General features: G+C 40.7%; 1 protein-coding gene. It reads left to right on the top strand.

Annotation, left to right across the window (positions count from 1 at the left end; all coding sequences use genetic code 11):
* A partial coding sequence (locus ACFIQE_RS11050; protein WP_375707770.1) for a hypothetical protein occupies positions 1-561 on the top strand: 561 nt, incomplete at its 5' end.
* Positions 562-833: the final 272 nt, after the last annotated feature.

Below are 833 nucleotides of genomic sequence, written 5' to 3'. Positions count from 1 at the left end.
AATATCTTCCTAACATCATGCAATATTTTTATCGCATCAAACATCATGGAGCATAATATGTCATTGTTTAACATTCTGACCGGAACCCCTTTATGGGCCTGGATTTTGCTTATTTTTCTCATCGCGAGGGGAATAATCGCATTGAAAGATAGGGAAACGAAGGTTTACCGCCTTTTTCTCTTGCCGTTAGTCTTTCTTTTTTTGGGCGCAAGCGATGTGATTAACCAGCTGGCTTTCCCACGCTGGGGAGCAATCGCAATGTTGGCAGGGCTGATGATCGGCTTTGGCGTTGGCTGGTTGCTCTGGCGTGCTACTGCGCGTTTAAAAATCAAAGAGGGAACGGATTTCATTATTCGGCATGGTACGCCGTTGACGCTGATATTTATTCTTATCGCTTTTGTCATCAAATTCACATTGATTGTTTTTCTCAATATTGAACCTGATTTGAAATATGCATTTGATTTTAATCTTCTTTTTGGTCTTTTAAGTGGGTTCACTGATGGTGTGTTTTGGGGTGGCACATTAAATTTATATATAGCATTTCGAAAGAATCCAAATTAATCCCTATATCATTAGCTGTGGGTGCTTCCCATTAGAACTATCTCAATAGAAGCTTATTCCTAACAACAACGCTGCATACAAATGCAGCGTTGCCTCGTAGTTTCAGATTTTTTTATCCCAGCGCGTGAAGAGGTGAGGGAAGTAATATATCTGACTATGCCCCCTTGGGGAAGAGCGAGCCTAAAGGTTTAGAAAGCTATGAGTTTGAGCTAGCTGGACTTTGAGCAGATGGTTTATCGCTCATGGGAAATCATTTTGTTTTACGATTCAAA

The sequence above is a fragment of the Bartonella sp. AA1HLJMS genome (genome assembly GCF_042197445.1).
Lineage (GTDB): Bacteria > Pseudomonadota > Alphaproteobacteria > Rhizobiales > Rhizobiaceae > Bartonella.
This window is presented reverse-complemented; position numbering and strand designations above follow the sequence as displayed.